19 protein-coding genes are annotated in these 19958 nt (G+C 59.7%); 14 read left to right on the top strand and 5 right to left on the bottom strand.

Features of this window, described 5'->3' with window-relative positions; all coding sequences use genetic code 11:
* Positions 1–36 precede the first annotated feature (36 nt).
* The gene (locus AB4X18_RS18150; protein ID WP_370401410.1) at positions 37–1230 is read right to left on the bottom strand and encodes an ABC transporter substrate-binding protein; all 1194 of its coding nucleotides are present in this window, start codon (positions 1228–1230) and stop codon (positions 37–39) included.
* Between the two features lie 180 nt (positions 1231–1410).
* Here AB4X18_RS18150 and AB4X18_RS18145 point away from each other — a divergent pair, with 180 nt between their 5' ends.
* Positions 1411–2505, top strand: coding sequence for a PQQ-dependent sugar dehydrogenase (locus AB4X18_RS18145; protein WP_370401409.1), 1095 nt, complete (start codon positions 1411–1413; stop codon positions 2503–2505).
* 9 nt (positions 2506–2514) lie between these two features.
* Here AB4X18_RS18145 and AB4X18_RS18140 read toward each other — a convergent pair whose 3' ends face one another.
* Positions 2515–3519 carry a GlxA family transcriptional regulator gene (locus AB4X18_RS18140; RefSeq protein ID WP_370401408.1) on the bottom strand — a complete coding sequence of 335 codons (1005 nt, stop codon included), beginning with the start codon at positions 3517–3519 and terminating at the stop codon, positions 2515–2517.
* A gap of 196 nt (positions 3520–3715) precedes the next feature.
* Here AB4X18_RS18140 and AB4X18_RS18135 point away from each other — a divergent pair, with 196 nt between their 5' ends.
* Positions 3716–5086: a class II 3-deoxy-7-phosphoheptulonate synthase gene (locus AB4X18_RS18135; protein WP_370401407.1), complete on the top strand. Its 1371-nt coding sequence runs from the start codon at positions 3716–3718 to the stop codon at positions 5084–5086.
* A 59-nt stretch (positions 5087–5145) separates the two neighbouring features.
* On the opposite strand, the gene AB4X18_RS18130 is transcribed toward AB4X18_RS18135, so the two are convergent.
* Entirely contained in the window at positions 5146–5859 is a 714-nt protein-coding gene (locus AB4X18_RS18130; protein ID WP_432816874.1) for a PAS domain-containing protein, read from the bottom strand.
* A gap of 226 nt (positions 5860–6085) precedes the next feature.
* Between AB4X18_RS18130 and AB4X18_RS18125 the strand changes: the two genes are divergently transcribed.
* The 12 genes from AB4X18_RS18125 to AB4X18_RS18070 all read left to right on the top strand — a co-directional run bounded on the left by AB4X18_RS18125 (position 6086) and on the right by AB4X18_RS18070 (position 17480).
* Positions 6086–6976: a YicC/YloC family endoribonuclease gene (locus AB4X18_RS18125; RefSeq protein WP_370401405.1), complete on the top strand. Its 891-nt coding sequence runs from the start codon at positions 6086–6088 to the stop codon at positions 6974–6976.
* A gap of 3 nt (positions 6977–6979) precedes the next feature.
* Positions 6980–7645, top strand: coding sequence for a guanylate kinase (gmk, locus tag AB4X18_RS18120; protein ID WP_370401404.1), 666 nt, complete (start codon positions 6980–6982; stop codon positions 7643–7645).
* On the top strand, positions 7642–8163 hold the full coding sequence (locus tag AB4X18_RS18115; RefSeq protein WP_370401403.1) for a gamma carbonic anhydrase family protein: 522 nt from the start codon (positions 7642–7644) through the stop codon (positions 8161–8163). The genes gmk and AB4X18_RS18115 overlap by 4 nt, the downstream gene beginning before the upstream one ends.
* A gap of 4 nt (positions 8164–8167) precedes the next feature.
* Positions 8168–9244 (top strand): sensor histidine kinase, encoded by a 1077-nt coding sequence (locus AB4X18_RS18110; RefSeq protein ID WP_432816873.1) that lies wholly within the window; start codon positions 8168–8170, stop codon positions 9242–9244.
* 127 nt (positions 9245–9371) lie between these two features.
* Positions 9372–10412, top strand: a complete 1041-nt coding sequence (locus AB4X18_RS18105; RefSeq protein ID WP_370401402.1) for a substrate-binding domain-containing protein — start codon at positions 9372–9374, stop codon at positions 10410–10412.
* 165 nt (positions 10413–10577) lie between these two features.
* A complete protein-coding gene (gene pstC / locus AB4X18_RS18100) occupies positions 10578–12029 on the top strand; it encodes a phosphate ABC transporter permease subunit PstC (protein ID WP_432817434.1) in 1452 nt (483 codons plus the stop codon).
* A complete protein-coding gene (gene pstA, locus AB4X18_RS18095; protein WP_432816872.1) occupies positions 12026–13384 on the top strand; it encodes a phosphate ABC transporter permease PstA in 1359 nt (452 codons plus the stop codon). Before pstC ends, pstA begins: the two co-directional genes overlap by 4 nt.
* A 10-nt stretch (positions 13385–13394) precedes the next feature.
* Complete coding sequence (gene pstB / locus AB4X18_RS18090) at positions 13395–14192, top strand: phosphate ABC transporter ATP-binding protein PstB (RefSeq protein ID WP_370401401.1); 798 nt, start codon at positions 13395–13397, stop codon at positions 14190–14192.
* Between the two features lie 3 nt (positions 14193–14195).
* Positions 14196–14903 (top strand): phosphate signaling complex protein PhoU, encoded by a 708-nt coding sequence (phoU, locus tag AB4X18_RS18085; protein WP_370401400.1) that lies wholly within the window; start codon positions 14196–14198, stop codon positions 14901–14903.
* Positions 14904–14909: 6 nt separating this feature from the next.
* Complete coding sequence (gene phoB, locus AB4X18_RS18080) at positions 14910–15599, top strand: phosphate regulon transcriptional regulator PhoB (RefSeq protein WP_370401399.1); 690 nt, start codon at positions 14910–14912, stop codon at positions 15597–15599.
* Positions 15600–16287: 688 nt separating this feature from the next.
* The gene (aroQ, locus tag AB4X18_RS18075) at positions 16288–16728 is read left to right on the top strand and encodes a type II 3-dehydroquinate dehydratase (RefSeq protein WP_370401398.1); all 441 of its coding nucleotides are present in this window, start codon (positions 16288–16290) and stop codon (positions 16726–16728) included.
* The gene (locus AB4X18_RS18070; protein ID WP_370401397.1) at positions 16725–17480 is read left to right on the top strand and encodes a helix-turn-helix transcriptional regulator; all 756 of its coding nucleotides are present in this window, start codon (positions 16725–16727) and stop codon (positions 17478–17480) included. The genes aroQ and AB4X18_RS18070 overlap by 4 nt, the downstream gene beginning before the upstream one ends.
* 399 nt (positions 17481–17879) lie before the next feature.
* Here the strand turns inward: AB4X18_RS18070 and tsf are convergent, their stop codons facing one another.
* Complete coding sequence (gene tsf / locus AB4X18_RS18065) at positions 17880–18755, bottom strand: translation elongation factor Ts (RefSeq protein WP_370401396.1); 876 nt, start codon at positions 18753–18755, stop codon at positions 17880–17882.
* A gap of 98 nt (positions 18756–18853) precedes the next feature.
* A complete protein-coding gene (gene rpsB, locus AB4X18_RS18060) occupies positions 18854–19729 on the bottom strand; it encodes a 30S ribosomal protein S2 (protein ID WP_370401395.1) in 876 nt (291 codons plus the stop codon).
* Positions 19730–19958 lie beyond the last annotated feature (229 nt).

The following is a 19958-nucleotide window of genomic DNA, read 5'->3' as shown; positions in this document are numbered from 1 at the left end:
CTTGGCGCGGGCTGCATCCATTCCATCGGGCGTGCCTTACTTGAAACCGATGGTTTCGTTGACGCCGTTCTTCACTTCGATCATGCGGTAGGTGCCCGCGGATTCACCGGGGCCTATCAGTTCAACCGCTGATGCGCCGACATAATCCACGTCCGTCCCGGCCTTGATCAGCTCAAATGCCTTGGCCAGTTCACCGGGATAGATTTTCTCACCCGGTGCGTTTGCGACCTCAAGGATCTTGTCCTTGTAGTCCGCGGGATCGGTGGAATTGGCCGCCTGCATCGCCATCATGAACAGGGCCGCCGCGTCATAGGCTTCGGGTGCGTAGGGGGATGTGCCGTCAAACCCGGCCGCCTTGGCCATTTCGACAAAGGTGTCGATGCCCGTGCCTTGCGAGCCCGCGATCTGGCCATAGGAGCCATCAAGGTCCGGACCGATGTTCTTGGGCAGGTTTTCCCCGATCATGCCACCAGGCAGGCCGAAGGTGTCCCATGCGCCTGCGTCGAGCGCGGATTTGATGATGCCCGCACCACCCTGATCAAGGTAGCCCGCGACAACCAGCAGATCGCCACCGGCGGACGCCAGCGCGCCGACTTCAGCGGAATAGTCTGCCTTGCCGTCCTCATGCGCCGCCACAATGGTCACTTCACCACCCACGGCCTTGAACGAGGATTCAATGGCATCGGCGAGGCCCTTGCCATAGTCGTTGTTGGTATACGTCAGGGCGATGGATTTGACGCCACGCTCCTGCAGGATTTCCGCCATCACTTCGCCTTCACGCGCGTCCGAAGGAGAGGTGCGGAAGAACAGGCCGTTGTCTTCCATCGTGGTCAGACCGGGCGAGGTGGCGGAAGGTGAAATCATCACCATGCCGTTCGGTATCGCCACGTTCTGCAGGACCGCGCCGGTCACACCGGAGCAATCCGCGCCAATCAGGCCGTTGATGCCATCGGCAATCAGACGTTCGGCAGAGGCAACCGCAAGGCCGTTGTCGATGCAGCCCGAATCCGCGCGGATCGGGGTGACCTTTGCACTGTCCAGCAGCATGCCGCTGTCGGTTGCTTCCTGCATGGCCAGTTCGGCACCCATGGCCATCGGGCCGCTGAGCGATTCAATCGGGCCTGTGAAGCCGAATTCAATGCCGAGCTTTACTTCCTTTGCGTGGCCGCCCGCGAGGGCCGAAGTTGCCACCAGTGCTGCAGCCGTTGTGGCCATAAGCATCTTTTTCATGTGTCTCTCCCATATTGGAACGTAATGTTCGGTCAGGACGTTAGGCAAAGCCCCTGAAAAAGAAAAGGCATTTTTGTGTCGACGCATCCGCCTGACGCAGGCGTGAGGGGGATACGGGGTGGAAATCCTGCGACTTGCGCATAGCTGTTTCTTAGACCCCGCAACCAGAGGAAAAGCGATATGTCGATCAGCAGCAGATTTTCAGCGTCCCTGAGCACGCTCGCCATCGCGGTGCTGTGCGCGATTGCGACGCCCGGCAAGGCGGATGTGACGATAGAACCGCTTGTCACAGGGCTTGACACACCTTGGGCTGTGGCGCCGATGCCGGATGGCGGTGCGCTGATCACGCTCAAGGCCGGGCAGTTGTTGCATGTCGCGGATGGCAAGGCGCAACAGGTCGCTGGCGTGCCAAAGGTCGCTTCTGGCGGGCAGGGCGGGCTGCTTGACATCACATTGGCGGCGGATTTTGCGCAGACCAGAACGCTGTTCATGACCTATTCCAAGCCGCAAGGGCAGGGCAGCGGCACCGCGCTGGTGCGCGCAAGACTGTCGGAGCAGGGGGATCGCCTCGCGGATGTGACACAGCTTTTCGAGATGGCACGAGGCAGCAGCGGCGGGCGGCATTTCGGGTCCCGCGTTGTTGAAGCGCGTGACGGCACATTGTTCGTCACCATCGGCGACCGGGGCGACCGGCCAAGCGCACAGGATACCACGCGCCACAACGGCAGCATCGTCCGGGTCACCCGCGACGGGCGTGTGCCCGCAGATAACCCCTTTGTCGGCCGTGATGGCGTGCGCCCCGAAATCTGGTCCTTCGGGCACCGTAATCCGCAAGGGGCGGGGCTTGATCTGCAGGGCAACCTGTGGGTGTCCGAACACGGCGCACGCGGCGGGGACGAGGTGAACGCAGTGCGCGCAGGGGCCAATTATGGCTGGCCGGTCATTTCCTACGGGCGGCATTATTCCGGCGCGAAGATTGGCGAAGGCACGGCCAAGGCTGGCATGGAACAGCCGGAATTCTATTGGGACCCGTCGATGGCACCGTCGGGATTGCTGGTCTATTCGGGCAAGCTGAACCCGGATTGGAAGGGGGATATCCTTGTCGGATCGCTGAAGTTCGACTACATCGCGCGGCTGGACGGATCCCCCTTGCAGGAAGTCGCGCAGATCAAGACCCCCGAAACCGCCCGCGTACGCGATATCGTGGAAGCGCCGGACGGGTCGATCTGGTTCATTTCCGTGGGTAACGGCACAGTCTATCGCATGACGCCGTAAGCGCGGACCTCAGATCGACAGCCGCGTCGCGTGGCTGCCGCGTTCGCGGTAAGGCGTGGTGTCATAATGCGCGCGGTAGCATTTGGAGAAATGCGATGGTGAGGCAAAGCCGCAGGCAAGGGCCACGTTTATCACGCTCATATCGGTCTGCATCAGCAGATTACGCGCCTTTTGCAGGCGCAGTTCCATGTAATATCGCTTGGGCGAACGGCTGAGGTATCGCCTGAAAAGCCGCTCCAGCTGGCGTGTGGACATGCCCACATCCTGTGCCAGAACCGATGGGCTGATCGGTTCTTCGATGTTGTTTTCCATCATCTGGATCACAAGGCTCAACTTCGGGTGCCGCACGCCGATGCGGGTCGGCACCGATAACCGCTGCGTATCCTGATCGGTGCGGATGGAGGAATAGATCAGCTGATCGGCCACCGCATTGGCCAGCTCTTCGCCATGATCCTCCGCAATCAGTTTGAGCATCAGGTCGATGGAGGAGGTGCCGCCCGCTGTCGTCATGCGGTTGCCATCGACAACGAACACCGACTTCGTCAGTTCGACGTCCTCGAACTCCTCGGCAAAACTGTCCTGGTTTTCCCAGTGGATCGTCGCCTTCTTGCCGTCCAGCAGGCCTGCGCGCGCCAGCGTATAGGCCGCGGTGCACAATCCCCCCACGACGATGCCCTTGCGGGCCTCGCGGCGTAGCCAGCCCAACACCTTCTTCGTGGTCGCCGATTGCACGTCCATGCCGCTGCACACCAGCATCTTGTCGTCACGGGCCAATTCGCCCAGATCGCCATCAAGCTGGAACACCGCCCCCGCCGAACAAACAGCCTGTTCGCCGCCTTCGCCGATCACGCTCCATTCATACAGCGTGCGCCCGCCCATGCGGTTTGCGATGCGCAGGGCTTCGATGGCCGTTGCAAAGCACAGCAGGCTGAACTGATCCAGGAGCACGAACACAAAACGCTGTGGTTTGTCTGTGTCCGGCTGGATGCGTGTGGCGGAGCGCAAGTCGGACATTGCATGGTCCTTCGGGATATTTTCGTTTTTGGACCGCGATCACCCGTGGCATACGGCCCTTTCGCGAAACACTGCAAGCCACATCGGGCAAGGTCAATAGCTTGTCAATCATCTCTGGCAAACCGGGCATTGCTTTTGTATAGAAAAGACCTTTGATAGCGCTGACATACAGCCCGTGGGACCGGAGACACCGAAGATGAGCGATTGGACGAAATCAAGCTGGCGCGAAAAGCCGCGGATCCAGATGCCTGATTATCCTGACATGGCCGCCCTGAATGCGGTCGAGGCACAGCTTGCGCGCTTCCCGGTTCTTGTCTTTGCCGGAGAGACGCAGCGCCTGAAAAACCACCTTGGTGCCGCCGCACGGGGAGAGGCGTTTCTGCTGCAGGGCGGGGATTGCGCGGAAAGCTTTGAGCAGTTCAGCTCTGACATGATCCGCGACACCTTCAAGGTGATGTTGCAGATGGCCATCGTGCTGACGCACGGCGCGAAGGTGCCGGTGATCAAGCTGGGGCGCATGGCGGGCCAGTTTGCCAAGCCACGTTCAGCGCCCACGGAAGTGATCGATGGTGTGGAACTACCCAGCTATCGCGGTGACATCATCAATGAACTGGATTTCACGCCAGCCGCACGCATCCCTGATCCCGAAAAGATGCTGCGCGCCTATACGCAGGCGGCAGCGACGCTGAACCTGATCCGCGCGTTTTCCACGGGCGGTTACGCCGATGTGCATCAGGTCCATGGCTGGACCCTGGGATTTACCGACAACGAAAAGGCCGAGAAATATCGCGAGATTGCCAATCGGATTTCCGACACGCTGGATTTCATGGCAGCCGCAGGAGTGACGTCCGATACGGCGCATACATTGCAGTCGGTGGAATTCTACACCAGCCACGAATCATTGCTGCTGGAATATGAAGAAGCCTTGTGCAGAAAGGATTCGCTTTCCCAGCAGTGGCTTGCAGGCTCCGGTCACATGATCTGGATCGGCGACAGGACCCGCCAGCCCGATGGCGCGCATGTGGAATTCGCCCGCGGCGTGATGAACCCGATTGGTCTGAAATGCGGGCCCAGCATGACAACGGATGACCTCAAGAAACTGATGGCCACCCTCAACCCGGAGAACGAAGCCGGGCGTCTGACCCTGATTGCGCGTTTCGGTGCCGGTTCCGTGGGCGAACATCTGCCCCGCCTGATCAAGGCGGTGAAAGAGGAGGGCGCGAACGTCCTGTGGACCTGTGATGCAATGCACGGCAATACCATCAAGTCTTCAACCGGTTACAAGACCCGGCCTTTCGATTCCGTCCTGCGGGAAGTGCGCGAATTCTTCGGCGTACATTCCGCCGAAGGCACGGTACCGGGTGGGGTGCATTTCGAGATGACCGGTCAGGACGTCACTGAATGCACCGGCGGTCTACGCGATGTGTCCGATGAGTCCCTCAGCGACCGGTATCACACGGCCTGCGACCCGCGCCTGAATGCAAGCCAATCGCTTGAACTGGCGTTCCTTGTCGCGGAGGAGCTGTCGAACCGGCGCAACACGGTCGCGGAAAAGGCGGCTGGCTGACGCGTGACAAGACATTAGAAAGGCCTGCCAGAATTTTGTTTTGGCAGGCTTTTCTTTTCCTAAACCTTGTCGGACTTGACCAGCCGAAGATAGGGGGGGCGTGGTTTGGATGGCTTGGCTTGGAACGGGGTTCCAGGTGCTGCAAACCCGGTATTTTCAGCCTCAACCGCGCGGGGCGGCAGCGGCGGTCGCAAGGTGGGATCATCGACAGGCAGGCAGGCTTCGGTCGGTGACAGGCTCCGCAAGTGGTGAGACCGGCACGTGAAACGGCGCGGTGCCTCGCCGATGTCTCCCTTGCTGACAAGGCAGCCAAGTGCGCGGCTCACGTCGCCCAGATCGCTTTTCAGCGGCATCAGCAGCATCCGCCCTTCAAGGGGGGGACGTGCCGCGGATCCGCCCGCTTCGAGCATCAGCGTCGCCGTTCCGGGGCCCTGAAACACGTCCTCCAGAAGGTTTGAAACGGTCCGCCGTTCGTCCGGCAGGAAGAAGGTGGTCAACGGCATGCCGCGGACTTCCATGCCCATCAATTCGGTCAGATGGCTGCCCGCCACCCGGACGCGGGCGATGCCCGGGGCGATCCGTTCCAGAATGAAGGCATGCTCAAGCGCGGTTTCAATCCCACGCGGGTCAATCTCCGACCGCTTGGGCATCAACCGCGATCCGCGCAAAGCTTCCCAATAGGCCTCAACCTGGGAAATCACTGCGTAGCCCGGTTCTGGTTTGTATTGGGTCATTGAAACGACATTCTGCGCCTTTTCCCCGGGATTGTCCATTCACATACCTCTCCTTCCCTGGCCATGCTCCTTTCGACCTGTCAGGGCCTCAAAGGATCTCAAGGCCCGCGCACACACGCTGTTACCATTACCAAAACATTAATACGCAACCGGCGGGATCCGCGGGGTGGTTTCTGACCTTCTGGTTAATGTGCAGGTTGGCTGCGGGGTTGCCCCGATGCGGGCTTGGTCCTATGCCAGAGTGGTCGGGACAAGGGAGCCAGATATGATCAGATCCATGACCGGTTTCGCCTCGGCCACCGGCAGCAGCCCGCCCCATAGCTGGAGTTGGGAAGTCCGCAGCGTCAATGGCAAGGGGTTGGACGTGCGGGTGCGCGCACCGGACTGGATCGAAGGGCTGGAAGCGGGTTTGCGCAAGCGCATCAGCGCTGCTGCAGCCCGTGGGAACATCACCTGCAACCTGCGCCTGACCCGCGAGGAAAGCGGCGCGGCGATGGCGGTGAATGCGGGGCAGTTGCAAAGCGTGCTCGATGCGATCAGCCAGATCGAGGCGGAAGCGATGAATGCGGGCGTTTCGCTGGCACCGTCAAAGGCCTCCGACATCGTTGCCCTGCGCGGTGTGCTAGAACAGAGCGTGACGCAGGATGACGGCGCCGCCTTGTGCAAAACGCTGCTGACCGATTTCGACGCGGTGCTGAACGACTTCAACGCCATGCGGACGGGCGAGGGCGCTGCACTGACCGAGGTGCTGGCCAGCCAGTTGACCGAGGTGGAGAACCTGACCGCGCAGGCCGCGACACTGGCCGCCGCGCGCAAGGATGAAATGGCGGCGACGTTGCGGGCCAACATCGCGCGGGTGCTGGAGAACGCTGATGGCGTCGACGAAAGTCGGCTGGCGCAGGAATTGGCCCTGTTGGCCGTAAAGGCGGACGTGACCGAAGAAATTGACCGGCTTGGCGCCCATGTTGCCGCCGCGCGCGACCTGATGGCGCAAGGCGGACCGATCGGCCGCAAGTTCGATTTCCTCATGCAGGAATTCAACCGCGAAGCGAACACTCTGTGTTCAAAGGCCCAAAACAGCGCGCTGACCGCCGTTGGACTTGCCCTGAAAGCCGTGATCGATCAGATGCGCGAACAGGTTCAGAATGTGGAGTAACCCATGAGCGCCAAGACGATCCGGGATCAGCGTGACCGCCGGGGCCTACTGATCATCCTCAGTTCCCCTTCCGGTGCGGGCAAATCAACTTTGGCGCGCCGCCTGCGGGATTGGGACGCAGGCTTGCGGTTTTCCGTCTCTGCCACCACCCGCGCACCGCGCACGGGCGAGGTGGATGGTGCCGATTACCACTTTCTGGACGAAAGCGCCTTCAAGGCGATGGTCACGGACGGCGATATGCTGGAACATGCGCATGTGTTCGGCAATTTCTACGGCTCCCCCCGTTCACCTGTGCAGGAAGCGATAGAGACCGGCAACGATGTGCTGTTCGACATTGACTGGCAGGGCGCCCAGCAGATTCGCAATTCCGCACTGGGTCAGCATACGCTGTCGATTTTCCTGTTGCCGCCCTCGATCTCGGAACTGCACCGCCGTCTGGTAAGCCGGGGCAAGGATGACGCCGAAACGATCACCCGCAGGATGCAGAAAAGCTGGGATGAGATCAGTCATTGGGACGGGTATGATTTCGTACTGATCAACGACGATCTGGACCAGACCGAAGAACAGCTGCGTTCCATCATCACGGCAACGCGGCTCAGGCGCAGCCAGCAGCCGGGCCTGAACGATCATGTGCGCAAGCTGCAATCAGAATTCGAGGATCTGCCATGACACTTTATGCCCTTGGCGACATACGCCCTGAGATTGATCCGGCCGCATGGGTCGCACCGGACGCCAACGTGATCGGCAACGTGCGGCTGGGCAAGGGCGCATCGGTTTGGTTCGGGTGCACGTTGCGCGGCGATAATGAGCTGATCGACGTGGGCGCAGGCAGCAATGTGCAGGAAAACTGCGTATTTCATACCGATCCGGGCTTCCCGCTCAGCGTGGGTGTGAATTGCACGATTGGTCACAAGGTCATGCTGCACGGCTGCACGATTGCCGACAACACGCTGATCGGCATGGGGGCCACGGTACTGAACGGGGCGAAGATTGGGCGGAATTGCCTGATTGGGGCAGGCGCCTTGATCACTGAAAACAAGGTGATCCCCGATAGGTCGCTCGTGATGGGCGCACCAGGCAAAGTGGTACGGACCCTGGATGAAAAGGCTTTTGCGGGTCTGACGGCAAGCGCGCTGCATTACTCTGAAAATGCGGCCCGCTTTGCGCGTGATCTCAAGGCGCTTTGACACGATGGCAGCCATCCCGATCCTGTCGGAGGTGCTGGCGGCCTTGCCGTTGCCCACGGTTGGCATCGACATGGCGGAGCGGATCGTCGCCCTGAATGATGCCGCGGCGGACCTGCTGGGCGATGGGGCGATGGGGCGTCACTTCATCACCGTTCTGCGCCAGCCTGCGCTTGTCGAAGCGGTGGAGCTTTGCCTGGCCGATCAAACCCCACGCCATGCCCGTTTCGTGGCTGGGGAGGTCGATACCGAAACCACGTATGACGTCAGCCTGCGCAAGATTGACGGCACCGACGTGCTGCTGCTCAGCTTTCAGGACATCACGCAGATGGCGCAGGCGGGCCAGATGCGGCGCGATTTCGTTGCCAATGTCAGCCATGAATTGCGCACGCCACTGACGTCACTGATGGGGTTCATTGAAACGCTGGGGGGACCTGCGCGCGACGATGCTGCCGCACGCGACCGATTTCTGGGCATCATGGCCGGAGAGGCCGGGCGCATGAACCGCCTTGTCGGTGATCTTCTGTCGCTGAGCCGGGTAGAGGCGGAAGAACGAGTGCGCCCTACCGACAGGGTCAATCTGACGGACGTTTTGCAGCGCACATTGCGCAACCTCAATCCGCTTGCGGTGGAAAACGACGTGACCTTGAAACCCGGATTTGGCGATGCGCCGCTGATGCTGCTGGGGGACGCGGACCAGTTGCTGCAGGTCTTCACCAACCTTGTTGAAAACGCCATCAAATATGGCGGAACGGGCGGATCGGTTGACATCACCAGCGCGGTCAATCCGCGCGATCCGGCCCTGCGCGGCCGGGCTGTGCGCATCACGGTGCGAGATCATGGGGTTGGCATTGACCCCATTCACCTGCCACGCCTGACCGAACGCTTCTACCGCGCCGACAGCCACCGCAGCCGCGCGTTGGGCGGCACGGGCCTTGGCCTTGCGATTGTGAAACACATCCTGAACCGGCATCGCGGGCGAATGAAAGTGACGTCGCAACCGGGGCAGGGCGCTGCCTTCACGGTGATTCTGCCGCTCGATCAGGACGCGCCCGAGGGGCCGACACATCGCCTTGCCCCCTGAAAACAGCGCCAAATCCACGCTGTCATAAAACTGTAACGCAACTGTCACAAAAGCTCAGCACGCGCCGCCTAAACGGACGGCAGGATCACCATGGGGGTGATCAATGACCATTCTGACAGGAGACATCATGTCACTGACAAAATTGACCACATCCGTGCTGGCCATCGCTGCCCTTTCCGCCACCACCGCTGCCGCGCGGGATCAGGTGCAAGTCGCGGGTTCCTCAACCGTACTGCCTTACGCGTCCATCGTGGCCGAAGCCTTTGGCGAGAATTTCGATTTCCCAACACCGGTTGTCGAATCCGGCGGATCCTCCGCAGGGCTGAAGCGGTTTTGTGAAGGCGTGGGCGAGAACACAATCGACGTTGCCAACTCCTCTCGCAAGATCAAGGAAAGTGAAATTGCCGTTTGTTCCGAGAACGGCGTGACCGACATCATCGAAGTCCGCATCGGGTATGACGGGATCGTCTTCGCCTCCGACATCAACGGCAATGCGTTCGAATTCACGCCCGTGGACTGGTACAAGGCCATTTCCGACAAGGTGGTTGTAGATGGCGAAATCGTCGACAACCCATATATCACATGGGATCAGGTCAACCCCGACTTCCCCGCGCAGCCCATTCAGGCCTTTGTGCCCGGCACCAAGCACGGCACACGTGAGGTTTTCGAAGACCAGGTGATCCTTGCCGGGTGCGAAGAGACCGGCGACTTCGAAGCCTTCATGGCAGCCAACGGCGACGACAAGAAAGCCGCCGAGAAAGCCTGCATCGCGCTGCGTACCGACGGCAAGTCCGTTGACATTGACGGGGACTACACCGAAACGCTGGCACGTATCGACAGCAACAAGGACGGCATCGGCGTCTTTGGTCTGGCGTTTTATGAGAACAATACCGACAAGCTGCAGGTTGCGACCATGTCCGGTGTCGTGCCGTCCACCGAAAGCATCGCGACCGGGGAATACCCTGTGTCCCGTCCGCTTTATTTCTATGTCAAAAAGGCGCACATCGGCGTGATCCCCGGCTTGAAGGAATACGCGGAATTCTTCGTCGCGGATGAGATCGCGGGCCCCGATGGCCCACTGGCGGAATACGGTCTTGTCTCTGACCCGGAACTTGCCGATACGCAGGCCGTTGTTGCAGACGAAGCGGTGATGGGCGGCGGGTCCTGAACCTGCGCCATCTGCAAGGAATACGGACAGGGGCGCTAAGGCGGCCCTGTTTGCCTGACTAGAGGCAGCTGAAAAGACGGCGTGATCTGCGCGCGGCGCAATCAGATCGGGGGAAACGTGGGCAGTTTATTTGACACCGGGTCGACGGGCTTTGTCGTTGCCGCGATCCTTGTTATGACGGCGGTCGGTTTCTTCCTTTCCCGTGGAAAGGCGCTGGCAACGGTTTCGGGCGACGCGCGGCGGCTGCATTCGCTTCCCAACTATTACGGATTTTTCGCCGCCATGCTGGTGGCCGTGCCTGCCTTGTTGCTGACGGCGCTTTGGCTGCTGGTGCAACCGATGCTGATCCAGAACGCGGTTATCGACCTGATTCCAGCCGGGATGGTTTCCGAAGGATCGTCGGTCAACCTGGTGATGAGCGATGTGCGCCGCGTGGCCGACGGGCTTGATGCCGCGATTGCCCAAGGTGCGCTGACCACGGAGGAGGCCGCCACACTTGACGCCACGCAAACCGATGTGCGTGCAACACTTGCCGATGTCGGTGTGGCGCTTGGATCGGAGGTGGCGCCGCCGGTTCTGGATGCCGCACAGGAATACCGCGCAATGTCCGCGCAAGGCAGCGACTGGATGGCGATTGTGGTGCTTGCACTGGCGCTGGCGGGGATGCTGGTGGCGGTACGGATGGCCCATGGCCGTTTTCGCGCGCGAAACATGGTGGAACGGGGTGTACTGGCGCTTTTGATGATTGCCGCATCGCTCGCCATTCTGACGACGGTAGGCATTGTCCTGTCGATGTTGTTTGAATCGATGAACTTCTTCCGGATGCATCCCTGGACGGATTTCTTTTTTGGCAGTTCCTGGGCCCCGAATTTTCGGGGCGACAGTGACCTTTCGATCCTGCCGCTGCTGTGGGGGACGCTGTATATCTCGCTCATCGCGCTGCTGGTGGCGGTGCCGATTGGCCTTTTTGCAGCAATCTACCTTAGCGAATATGCCAGCGCAGGCGTGCGCGCCCTTGCCAAACCGCTGCTGGAGATCCTTGCCGGGATCCCCACAATCGTCTACGGCCTATTCGCGCTGCTGACGGTGGGGCCGTTTCTGGTCAATATCTTCGGTCGGGGCGACGCGGGCCTTCTGGGCGTCGACTGGATGAGCGGGGCCACCGCCGTGCTGACTGCCGGGCTGGTGATGGGGATCATGCTGATCCCATTCGTGTCATCGCTTTCAGATGACATCATCAACGCCGTGCCGCAGTCGCTCAGGGACGGGTCTTTCGGGCTGGGGGCCACCCATTCGGAGACCGTGCGGCAGGTGGTGCTGCCCGCAGCGCTGCCCGGTATCGTGGGTGCCATCCTGCTGGCCGCGTCCCGCGCCATTGGCGAGACGATGATCGTGGTGCTGGGGGCAGGGGCCATTGCCCGCATATCCCCCAATCCGCTGGAAGCCATGACCACGATCACCACCCGTATTGTCAGCCAGTTGACCGGGGACACCGATTTCGCCAGCCCCGAAACGCTTGTCGCTTTCGCGCTGGGGCTGACGCTGTTTGTCCTGACGCTGGGGCTGAATGTGCTGGCGCTTTATATCGTGCGCAAATACCGGGAGCAGTACGAATGACCGACATGCCGATCAGCGGTGCCGCACCCGCTTCGGCCCCGCGCAAGGGATCGCTGCTTGAACAGGACGCACGCACCCGCAAACGCAACCGTGCCGAAGCACGTTTCAAGGCCTATGGCATCATCGCCATCGGCCTGGGCCTTCTGATGCTGGTGATCCTGCTGACCACGATCATTTCGCGCGGGACGGGTGCGTTCCAGCAAAGCTTTCTGACGTTGGAAGTCGAACTTCTGGAAGACAAGCTGGACAAGAAGGGCAACCGGGATCTGGCGGACATCAAGAAGGTGTCGACCTTTGGCTATGCGCCGCTCATGAAGAACGCCATTGAGAAAAAGGTCGCTGAAATCGGATTTGAAACCGATCTCAAGCCCAAGGCGATGGCCGCGCTCCTGTCCAAGGACGCCGCGGCCACCTTGCGCAACTTCGTTCTGGAAAACCCTGAAATGATTGGGAAAACGGTTGAGTTTGAGTTCCTCGTGCAAAGCCGCGTGGATGGGTATCTGAAGGACCGGGTCACCCGCGCCTCCATCGTGAATGACAAGAACATCAATGCAGCACAGCTTGATCTGGTCGATGCGCTGGTGGCCGATGGCAGCCTTGTCAAAAGGTTCAACTTTGATTTCATCACCGGTGCGGATGCCTCCGACCAGCGGCCCGAAGCGGCCGGGATGGGTGTGTCGATGCTGGGATCGCTGTTCATGATGTTGGTGGTTCTGGCGCTGGCCTTGCCCATCGGCGTGGCCGCCTCCATCTATCTTGAGGAATTTGCACCACGAAACTGGATCACCGACATCATCGAGGTGAACATATCAAACCTTGCCGCAGTGCCATCCATCGTGTTCGGCATCCTGGGGCTTGCGGTTTTCATCAACTACATGCACCTGCCCAATTCCGCCCCGCTGGTGGGCGGTCTGGTGCTGACGCTGATGACTTTGCCGACGATCATCATCTCCACCCGTGCGTCGCTGAAGGCGGTGCCACCGTCGATCCGTGACGCGGCACTGGGGGTCGGGGCCTCGAAGATGCAATCGGTGTTCCACCACGTGCTCCCCCTGGCGGCACCCGGCATCCTGACGGGCACGATCATTGGTCTGGCGCAAGCCTTGGGTGAAACCGCACCGCTGTTGCTGATTGGTATGGTCGGTTTCATCGCCTCGAACGCACCGGAGACGATCGGGGAGGGGCTTATGTCGCCCAACTCCGCCATGCCGGCACAAATCTACGAATGGGCCAAGCGCGCGGACCCTGCGTTTTACGAACGTGCCTGGGGTGGTATTATTATCCTGCTGGTTTTCCTGATCACCATGAACGCCATCGCTGTCATGCTCCGGCGTCGTTTTGAGCGTCGCTGGTAGGAGAGAGACAATGAAAGATGCTGTGAGCTTGGAGAACGACGTGACGACGAACACCGCAAAAATCTCGGCACGGGATGTGCAGGTCCACTATGGCGATAACCATGCCATCAAGGACGTGAACGTTGATATCGAAGACAAGACCGTGACGGCGTTCATTGGCCCGTCGGGCTGTGGGAAATCAACTTTCCTGCGTTGTATCAACAGGATGAACGACACAATTGATGTCTGTCGCGTGCAGGGCGACATACGTATTGACGGCGAAGACATCTATGACCGTCAGGTCGATCCGGTGCAGTTGCGTGCCAAGGTCGGGATGGTGTTTCAAAAGCCCAATCCATTTCCCAAATCGATCTATGACAACGTGGCATACGGGCCGCGCATCCATGGTCTGGCACGCAACAAGGCCGATCTGGACGATATCGTGGAACGCGCCCTGAAACGCGGCGCGATCTGGGATGAGGTGAAAGACCGGCTTCAGGCACCGGGGACGGGCCTGTCCGGCGGCCAGCAGCAGCGCCTTTGCATTGCCCGCGCCGTTGCGACGGAGCCTGAGGTGCTGCTGATGGATGAGCCATGTTCAGCACTTGATCCCATTGCCACCGCGCAGGTCGAGGAATTGATCGATGAGTTGCGCCAGAACTATTCGGTCGTGATTGTCACCCACTCCATGCAGCAGGCCGCGCGGGTCAGCCAGCGCACTGCGTTTTTCCACCTTGGACATCTCGTGGAGTTCGGCGACACCGATCAGATCTTCACCACACCAGAAGATCCACGCACTGAAAGCTATATCACTGGACGGATTGGATAAATCATGCACGACCAACACATTGCATCCGCTTTCGACCGGGACCTGGAAGGCGTTCAGGCGCAGATCATGAAGATGGGCGGCATGATTGAGGATGCCATCCGGATGGCGGCTGAATCGCTTGAAAACCGGGATGAGGAACTGGCCGAAAAGGTCCGGGCGGGGGACAAGGCCATTGATGAGCTGGAAATCCAGATCAACGAAAGTGCCGCACGGATCATCGCGTTGCGCGCACCGACTGCCATCGATCTGCGGCTGATCCTGAGCGTGATCAAGATCAGCGCCAGCCTGGAACGTATTGGAGACTATGCGAAAAACATGGCCAAGCGCACCGGAGTTCTGTCCCAGATGCAACCCGTGAGCGACAGCGCAGGATCCATCCGGCGGATGGCGCGGACCGTCGAAGGGATGTTGAAGGACGCGCTTGATGCGTACATCCAGCGCGATGCTGAACTGGCGATGGACGTCATCGCCCGGGACGAGGATGTCGATCAGATGTACAACGCGCTGTTTCGCGAATTCCTGACCTTCATGCTGGAAGATCCGCGCAACATCACCGCCTGCATGCACCTGCATTTCATTGCCAAGAACACCGAACGCATGGGGGATCTGGTGACATCCGTTGCCGAACAGGTGGTGTATCTGGTCACCGGACAACACCCGGAAGAAGCCCGCCCGAAGGCCGACAAAACATCATATGTATCAGAGGCTTGATGAGCAATGTCGGTCACACAGCCACAGGTTTTGCTGGTCGAGGATGAGCCCGCACAGCGCGAGGTTCTGGCCTACAACCTCGAAGCGGAAGGCATGGCCGTTCAGCGCGCCGAAAACGGCGAGGAAGCGCTGCTTCTCGTTGCTGAGAATACGCCGGATCTGGTCATTCTTGACTGGATGATGCCCTTGATGAGCGGCATCGAAGTCTGCCGACAACTCAAGACGCGCGAGGATACCCGGCACATCCCGATCATCATGCTGTCTGCGCGCTCCGAAGAGGTCGACACGGTGCGCGGGCTTGAGACCGGCGCGGATGACTACATTGTCAAACCATACTCCATGCGGGAACTCATGGCGCGCGTGCGGACGCAACTGCGCCGCACACGACCTGCGGCGTCGGGACGGGCGCTGACCTATGAGGACATCACGCTTGATCCTGAGCGGCATCGCGTCAGCCGCGCAGAACAGGAAGTGAAGCTGGGGCCGACTGAATATCGATTGCTGGTCACGCTGCTTGAAAAGCCGGGCCGGGTGTTGAGCCGGGATCAGCTTCTGGACCATGTCTGGGGGCGCAACATCTATGTCGATACACGCACGGTCGATGTCCACATCGCGCGGCTGCGCAAGGCGCTGACCAAACATGGCGGCAGCGACCCGATCCGGACCATCCGGGGTGCCGGTTACGCCTTGGGTTAGGGAGGATGCGGAAACAAGGTTTTGAGCGGTGTGGTTGGATAGATAGCCGAATGTCGGTTTTATCCAGGGCCATACAATCTACATTTTTTACATAATACTGATTATATGTTATAGATATGTAGCCGCAAGCCAAAATGTCACCCATGAGCAATTCAGGAATTGTCACACTGCCCGCAAAAGATTGCGAGGGAGATCGGGCATGGGATGTGTGATGATGAGCGAGCGGGATTTGAACCGTATCGGAGTGTTGGCGCAGGTTGATATTGGCGACGGCGTAGAGGGTTTCGAACCCTCCAAAGCTCCCAGTTTGCACTTGTCAGGACAGTATTCTGGACAATTACCACCATGACGCTGATCCTGATCGCCATGCGCTACGCCGTCTATCGTCAGGAATAGTTCAAATAGATAGGCGCTACAACTCATGCACTCAGCACCCAAAATTCAATGTGAATATACCCACCGCAAATCCAGCCAGGGCTACGATATGTGAGGTCTCCGCCCTGTCAGGCTTTGCTATCATCGGCGCTATTGGTGACACTTCTGCTTTGCAAACCCGGTGACATTTCTACTTGATTGCAACAACCTGTAAACCACGAACCGGGACGCTGTCGTCCCCCATCAGCCCCAAATTACTGGACACTAACCACTTTGCTCACGTATCTAGGCACAACCTAGCCAGGTGGAAATTATGCCTTCTGTTCTGATTCTTAACGGACCCAACCTCAACCTGCTCGGCACGCGGCAGCCGGAAGTCTATGGTGCGACCACGCTGGCGGACATCGAAGCCCTGTGCACTGACGCGGCGCAGCGGCTTGGGTTAAGCGTCGCATTCGCGCAATCGAACCATGAAGGTGTGCTGGTCGATCACATTCACGCGGCCAAGGGCACCCATGATGCAATCATCCTGAACGCAGGTGCATATACCCATACGTCCATCGCCTTGATGGACGCCGTGACAAGCGTTGATCTGCCCATGGTCGAGGTTCATCTGAGCAACATCCACGCGCGGGAGGGTTTTCGGCATACCTCCCACATCGCGCGGGTGGCCATTGGACAGATTTGCGGGTTCGGTCCCAAGGGATATCTGATGGCGCTGGACGCACTTGCAGAACGGCTGGTAACGCCATGACTTTGCGCAACTATCTCCAAAGAATTGCCCGCTGCCCTACCCTTGAGGAGCTATGGGACAACCATCTTGAGATGATGGAAAGCTTTGGGTTTGACCGGCTGATCTATGGCTTCACACGCTACCGGTCGGGATCCTCCCTTGGCGATCCCGAAGATTTCGTCATTCTGACCAATCACAGCCGTGCCTATACGGATGAATTTGTAACGGGCGGTCTTTATTACCATGCTCCCATGGTGAAATGGGCCCTGGAACACGACGGCGCGTGCAGTTGGACCGTCTTGCACGACATGGCGCGTGAGCATGCGATGACCCCGGCAGAGGCGCGCGTGCTGGACTTCAACCGGCGCATGAACGTGACGGCAGGTTATACTGTCAGCTTCAAATCCATCTCCGCCCGGTCCAAGGGGGCCATTGCCCTGACCGCCCGGGAGGGGATGAGCCAGGAAGATGTAGACGCGATCTGGGCGGAACACGGGTCTGACATCCAGTTGATGAACGAGATTGCCCATCTGAAAATCCTCACCCTGCCCTACAGCGCGCCCAATCGGGCGCTGACCAAGCGACAGCGTGAAGCGCTGGAATGGGTTGGCGATGGCAAGACCATGCAGGACATTGCGCTGCTGATGGGGCTGACATCCGCCACGGTGGAGAAGCATCTGAGGCTGGCGCGCGAAGCACTGAGTGTTGATACGACGGCACAGGCGGTGCTGAAGGCGGCTTTTGCCAATCAAATGTTTGTTCTGGACGCCTGATTGCGTCACATCTGATGCAATAAACCTGAAACTCCCCTTGAAATATTCCAAAGGTAAGGAATCCCTGACTAGCTGGCGGGGGACGGATGACGCAAGGTTAGGGTGTTCCTAAGATACGGTTTGACCGGAGGGACAAAGGCCAGCAAACCCTTGGAATAGCAAGGCTCTTTGTTGGTCCCGGACCCGGCTTGCGTATTCTTCCGCATAGTCGGCCGGAGCGTTCTAACGCCCTGCTCCGATGTGTGAGCATCCCGTAAGACGGGGCGTCTGGACGGATCAACCGGGGCTCTGATCCGTCCGGCCTACTTGTAGTGAGTTGGCCGCATGTCGCGGAAACGAAAACGGGGCGCTTTGAGGCGCCCCGTTCTTCGTTTTCGTTCTGATATGCGTGTGGGCGGGTCAGCCCTGCGCGGCCTTCGCCACCTCGGCGGCAAAGTCTTCCTTGATCACTTCGATGCCTTCACCCACTTCAAGGCGGACAAAACCGGTGATGGTGGCACCCGCCTCTTTCGCGGCATCACCCACGGTCACATCGGGGTTCACCACGAAGGACTGGTTCAGCAACGTCACTTCGGACATGTACTTTTTCATGCGACCCACGATCATCTTTTCGATCACCGCTTCGGGCTTGCCGGATTCGCGCGCGATGTCCATCTGGACCTGCTTTTCCTTCTCGACCACAGCTGGGTCGAGGTCGTCTTCGGACAGGGAGGCAGGATTGACCGCGGCGATGTGCATTGCGATCTGCTTGCCCAAACCTTCATCCCCACCAGTCATCGCCACTAGCACACCGATCTTGCCCATGCCGGGTGCGGCTGCGTTGTGGACGTAAGACACAACCGTGTCGCCCTCAATCGCGGACATGCGACGCACCGACATGTTCTCACCGATCACGGCAACCGCGTCTGTCACGGTCTGCTCCACGGTTTTGCCGCCCATGTCAGCCGCTTTCAGCGCGTCCACGTCGGACGCACCAACAGCCGCGTCGGCAATGCCCGCAACCATCTTCTGGAAATCAGCGTTCTTGGCAACAAAATCGGTCTCGGCGTTCACTTCAACAGCAACACCGCGGCCGCCATCGACCTTGACCGCCACAAGCCCTTCCGCTGCCGTGCGGCCGGATTTCTTCGCTGCTTTCGCCAGACCCTTGGTGCGCAGCCAGTCAACTGCGGCTTCCATGTCGCCGTCGTTTTCGGTCAGCGCCTTCTTGGCGTCCATCATGCCTGCGCCGGTGCTGTCGCGCAGTTCCTTTACCATGGATGCTGTAATAGCCATCTCACGTGCTCCTTTTGAATTGGTAAGGGCGCCCTGCCCTTCGGTCAGATCAACAGGGGCAGCACGGGCCCGCCCCTGTTACAATCCTGTGACGGTGATCAGCCTTCGGCCTTTTCAACCGTTTCCGCCTTGGATTCGATATCCAGCGGTGCGTCCTTGCTCATCACATCGTCGGACACTGTTTCGGTCGAAGCGTTGCCGACTTCGACGCCGGTGCTTTCCTCGGCCAGGGCCTCCTCTGCGGGGGCTTCTTCCATCTCGCCCAGATCGACACCGGCCGCGCCGAGTTGTGCGGACATGCCGTCCAGCGCCGCACGGGAGGCCAGATCACAGTAAAGACCGATGGCGCGTGCCGCGTCATCGTTGCCCGGGATGATATAATCGATCCCATCAGGCGGGCAGTTGGTGTCCACGACTGCCACAACCGGGATGCCCAGCTTGTTGGCTTCGGCCACGGCCAGCGCTTCTTTCTTGACGTCGATGACGAAGATCAGGTCGGGACGGCCACCCATTTCGCGGATGCCACCCAAGGACGCCTGAAGCTTGCCCTGATCGCGTTCCATGCCCAGACGCTCTTTCTTGGTGAGGCCTTCGAAGCCCTGCTCGGACTGCTCATCAATGTGCTTGAGACGGTTGATGGACTTCGACACGGTCTGCCAGTTGGTCAGCGTGCCGCCCAACCAGCGGTGGTTCATGTAATATTGTGCGCATTTTTCTGCGGCTTCGGCGATGGGCTGTGCTGCCTGACGCTTGGTGCCGACGAAAAGAATGCTGCCGCCCTTGGCGACGGTGTCACGAATGACGGTCAGCGCCTGATCCAGCATCGGAACAGTCTGTGTCAGGTCCATGATGTGAATGCCGTTGCGCGCGCCGTAGATGTAGGGACCCATGCGGGGGTTCCAGCGCTGCGTCTGGTGGCCGAAGTGTACGCCTGCTTCAAGCAGCTGGCGCATGGAGAACTCTGGAAGAGCCATGTGCGTTTACCTTTCCGGTTTAGCCTCGTCGGGGGTATGACAGCATCTGCTGCCAACCGGCGGACGTCCGGGGATGTCTCCCCCACACGCCCAACCCCGACTGCGGGATTAAGTGGGGCTGCCTTAACCGAGTGCTGGCTGCCGCGCAAGGAGGAATTATCGCGATACCCCCCGCGCCCCCCGCTATCGCAGGTCTTGGTAGACATTTGGCGCGAGATAGAGTGATCTT

Source organism: Sulfitobacter rhodophyticola (assembly GCF_041281685.2).
Lineage (GTDB): Bacteria > Pseudomonadota > Alphaproteobacteria > Rhodobacterales > Rhodobacteraceae > Sulfitobacter.
This window is presented reverse-complemented; position numbering and strand designations above follow the sequence as displayed.

What these genes read in the sequence shown, in the direction of transcription:
- pstA (WP_432816872.1), top strand. Translation starts at nt 12,026, where the DNA reads ATGACCGACATGCCGATCAGCGGTGCCGCACCCGCTTCGGCCCCGCGC.
- AB4X18_RS18070 (WP_370401397.1), top strand. Translation starts at nt 16,725, where the DNA reads ATGACTTTGCGCAACTATCTCCAAAGAATTGCCCGCTGCCCTACCCTT.
- phoB (WP_370401399.1), top strand. Translation starts at nt 14,910, where the DNA reads ATGTCGGTCACACAGCCACAGGTTTTGCTGGTCGAGGATGAGCCCGCA.
- AB4X18_RS18105 (WP_370401402.1), top strand. Translation starts at nt 9,372, where the DNA reads ATGTCACTGACAAAATTGACCACATCCGTGCTGGCCATCGCTGCCCTT.
- AB4X18_RS18110 (WP_432816873.1), top strand. Translation starts at nt 8,168, where the DNA reads ATGGCAGCCATCCCGATCCTGTCGGAGGTGCTGGCGGCCTTGCCGTTG.
- rpsB (WP_370401395.1), bottom strand. Translation starts at nt 19,729, where the DNA reads ATGGCTCTTCCAGAGTTCTCCATGCGCCAGCTGCTTGAAGCAGGCGTA.
- tsf (WP_370401396.1), bottom strand. Translation starts at nt 18,755, where the DNA reads ATGGCTATTACAGCATCCATGGTAAAGGAACTGCGCGACAGCACCGGC.
- AB4X18_RS18115 (WP_370401403.1), top strand. Translation starts at nt 7,642, where the DNA reads ATGACACTTTATGCCCTTGGCGACATACGCCCTGAGATTGATCCGGCC.
- AB4X18_RS18125 (WP_370401405.1), top strand. Translation starts at nt 6,086, where the DNA reads ATGATCAGATCCATGACCGGTTTCGCCTCGGCCACCGGCAGCAGCCCG.
- gmk (WP_370401404.1), top strand. Translation starts at nt 6,980, where the DNA reads ATGAGCGCCAAGACGATCCGGGATCAGCGTGACCGCCGGGGCCTACTG.
- AB4X18_RS18130 (WP_432816874.1), bottom strand. Translation starts at nt 5,859, where the DNA reads ATGGACAATCCCGGGGAAAAGGCGCAGAATGTCGTTTCAATGACCCAA.
- AB4X18_RS18140 (WP_370401408.1), bottom strand. Translation starts at nt 3,519, where the DNA reads ATGTCCGACTTGCGCTCCGCCACACGCATCCAGCCGGACACAGACAAA.
- AB4X18_RS18150 (WP_370401410.1), bottom strand. Translation starts at nt 1,230, where the DNA reads ATGAAAAAGATGCTTATGGCCACAACGGCTGCAGCACTGGTGGCAACT.
- aroQ (WP_370401398.1), top strand. Translation starts at nt 16,288, where the DNA reads ATGCCTTCTGTTCTGATTCTTAACGGACCCAACCTCAACCTGCTCGGC.
- phoU (WP_370401400.1), top strand. Translation starts at nt 14,196, where the DNA reads ATGCACGACCAACACATTGCATCCGCTTTCGACCGGGACCTGGAAGGC.
- AB4X18_RS18135 (WP_370401407.1), top strand. Translation starts at nt 3,716, where the DNA reads ATGAGCGATTGGACGAAATCAAGCTGGCGCGAAAAGCCGCGGATCCAG.
- pstB (WP_370401401.1), top strand. Translation starts at nt 13,395, where the DNA reads ATGAAAGATGCTGTGAGCTTGGAGAACGACGTGACGACGAACACCGCA.
- AB4X18_RS18145 (WP_370401409.1), top strand. Translation starts at nt 1,411, where the DNA reads ATGTCGATCAGCAGCAGATTTTCAGCGTCCCTGAGCACGCTCGCCATC.